We start from the raw sequence: 2,569 nt of genomic DNA on the forward strand, positions 1-2,569 counted from the left end.
CAGGGGCGGGCGGCCTCTGCCGGCGGGAGCCGGTCAGACGAGCGGCGGATCGGGTTCGGGCGTGATGCGGTGCCGCAGCACCTTCTCGTACTCCTCCCGGACCCGGCGGTCCATGGCCAGGGTGAACTGGGCGTCGGCGACGGTGCGGCCCAGCGGGCGCACCCTGAGGACGGTCTCGGTGAGCCGGTGCGCCTCCTCGGCGCTGACCCGGCCCTCCAGCCCGCCGAGCAGTTGCTCGCTGATCAGCCGGACGAAGATGTCGGCCACGGCGTCCGCGCACTCCTGGGTGCGGCGGGCGACGTCCAGCACGACGGAGAGCGGGATGCCCTCCCGGACCAGGGCGACGGTGGCGTCCATCAGCCGGCGGCTGACATGGGTGACGCCCTCCTGATCCACCGTCACATAGCCGAGTTCGGTGGCCGCGCGGGTGTTGTCCTCGGCCAGCTGGCCGGGCAGCGCCCGCTCGATCTCGTCCCAGGTGAGCCGGACCGGGACCTCGTCCGTCCAGGGGGCGATGATGGCGTTCTCCAGGCCGATCAGCTCGGCGACGTCGCGGCCCTCCTCCCCGGCGGCCAGCAGTTCGGTGATGCCGCCCAGGGTGTGGCCGCGCTCCAGGAGTTCGGCGATCACCCGGAGCCGGTCCAGGTGCTCCTGGGAGTACCAGGCGATGCGGCCCTCCCGGCGCGGCGGCGGGAGCAGCTTGCGTTCGCGGTAGAAGCGCAGGGTGCGCACGGTGATGCCGGCCGCCTCGGCGAGTTCCTCCACGCGGTACTCGCCCCGTCCGGGGTCCCGGCCCGCGGCGCCGGGTGCTGCGGGCCCGGCGGAGTGCCCCCCGGCCGGCCGGTGCTCGTTGTCCACCACGGGGCCAGCATAGGCGCGGGGTGGTGGGCGGCCGGCCGGCCCGGTGGCGGCGACGGGCCCCGATGTGTCCTGCGTCACAGGATGTATTGGACCTTCCGTCAACAAGGCTGCGGGTCTACTCTCCAGACCATGCCAGTGAACACTGGCAGAGTTGTCCGGCCCCATCCGGCCCAGCCCAGGAGGACGCCCATGGCATCCGCAGAAGCACCCGGTACGGCGCCCGGCGCCGCGCCCGGCGGGACTCCCCACGTCCGGGTCGCCGTCATCGGATCCGGCTTCGGCGGCCTCGGCGCCGGAGTGCGGCTGCGCCGCGCGGGCATCACCGACTTCGTGATCCTGGAGCGCGCCTCCGCCGTCGGCGGCACCTGGCGGGACAACAGCTACCCCGGATGCGCCTGCGACGTACCGTCCCACCTCTACTCCTTCTCCTTCGCCCCCAACCCCGAGTGGCCGCGCAGCTTCTCCGGCCAGCCGCACATCCGCGCCTATCTGGAGCAGGTCACCGACACCTTCGGCCTCCGCCCCCATCTGCGCTTCGACGCCGAGGTCGTCTCCGCCCGCTGGGACGCGGAGACCGCCCGCTGGCAGCTCTCCACCACCGCCGGGGACTGGACCGCCGACGCCGTCGTCTCCGCCACCGGCCCGCTCTCCGACCCCCAGATCCCCGACATCCCGGGCCTGGACACCTTCCCCGGCCGGGTCTTCCACTCCTCCCGCTGGGACCACGACTACGACCTCACCGGCAAACGCGTCGCGGTCGTCGGCACCGGCGCCTCCGCCATCCAGATCATCCCCGCCATCCAGCCGAAGGTGGCACGGCTGACGGTCTTCCAGCGCACCCCCGCCTGGGTGCTCCCCCGCGCCGACCGGGAGATCAGCGGCGTGGAGAAGTGGCTGCACAGCAAGGTCCCCCCGTCCGGCGCCCTGCGCCGCGCCCTGCTGTTCGCCGTACGCGAGCTCCAGGTGGACGCCTTCGTCAACCGCCCCCGGCTCCTCGGAGCCGTCCAGGCGATGGCCAGGCGCCACCTCAACCGGGCCGTCAGCGACCCCGGCCTCCGCTCCCGGCTCACCCCGGACTACCGCATCGGCTGCAAGCGCATCCTGCTGAGCAACTCCTACTACCCGGCCCTGGCCGCCCCCACCACCGACGTGGTGGCCTCCGGCCTCGCCGAGGTGCGCGGCTCCACGGTGGTCGCCGCCGACGGGACCGAGGCCGAGGTGGACGCCATCGTCTTCGGCACCGGCTTCCATGTCACCGACATGCCGGTCGCCGAACGGATCACCGGCGCCGCCGGCCGCACCCTCGCCGAGGAGTGGGACGGCACCATGGAGGCGCTGCGCGGCACCACCGTCCACGGCTTCCCCAACTTCTTCATGGTGATCGGGCCCAACACCGGCCTGGGCAACAGCTCGATGATCCTGATGATCGAGTCCCAGCTGAACTACATCGTGGACGCGCTCACCCGGATCGACGCCCTCGGCGTCGCCGCACTCGACCCCAGGCCCGAGGCACAGCGACGGTGGAACGACGACGTCCAGCGCCGGATGCGCTCGACCGTCTGGGCCACCGGCGGCTGCACCAGCTGGTACCTGGACTCCGACGGCCGCAACACCACCGTCTGGCCCGGCACCACCAGCCGCTTCCGCCGCGAGACCCGCCGGGTCGACCTCGCCGAGTACACCCTGGTCGACCCGGCGGGTCTCGCGG

2 protein-coding genes are annotated in these 2,569 nt (G+C 73.2%); one reads left to right on the top strand and one right to left on the bottom strand.

The window, feature by feature from the left end; all coding sequences use genetic code 11:
- Positions 1 to 33 precede the first annotated feature (33 nt).
- A complete protein-coding gene (locus AOK09_RS36250; RefSeq protein ID WP_245687647.1) occupies positions 34 to 861 on the bottom strand; it encodes a MerR family transcriptional regulator in 828 nt (275 codons plus the stop codon).
- Positions 862 to 1,050: 189 nt separating this feature from the next.
- Between AOK09_RS36250 and AOK09_RS36255 the strand changes: the two genes are divergently transcribed.
- Positions 1,051 to 2,569, top strand: a 1,519-nt coding sequence (locus AOK09_RS36255) for a flavin-containing monooxygenase (RefSeq protein ID WP_055591420.1), incomplete at its 3' end; no start/stop codon positions are given.

It is taken from the genome of Peterkaempfera griseoplana (assembly GCF_001418575.1).
GTDB classification, from domain to species: domain Bacteria; phylum Actinomycetota; class Actinomycetes; order Streptomycetales; family Streptomycetaceae; genus Peterkaempfera; species Peterkaempfera griseoplana.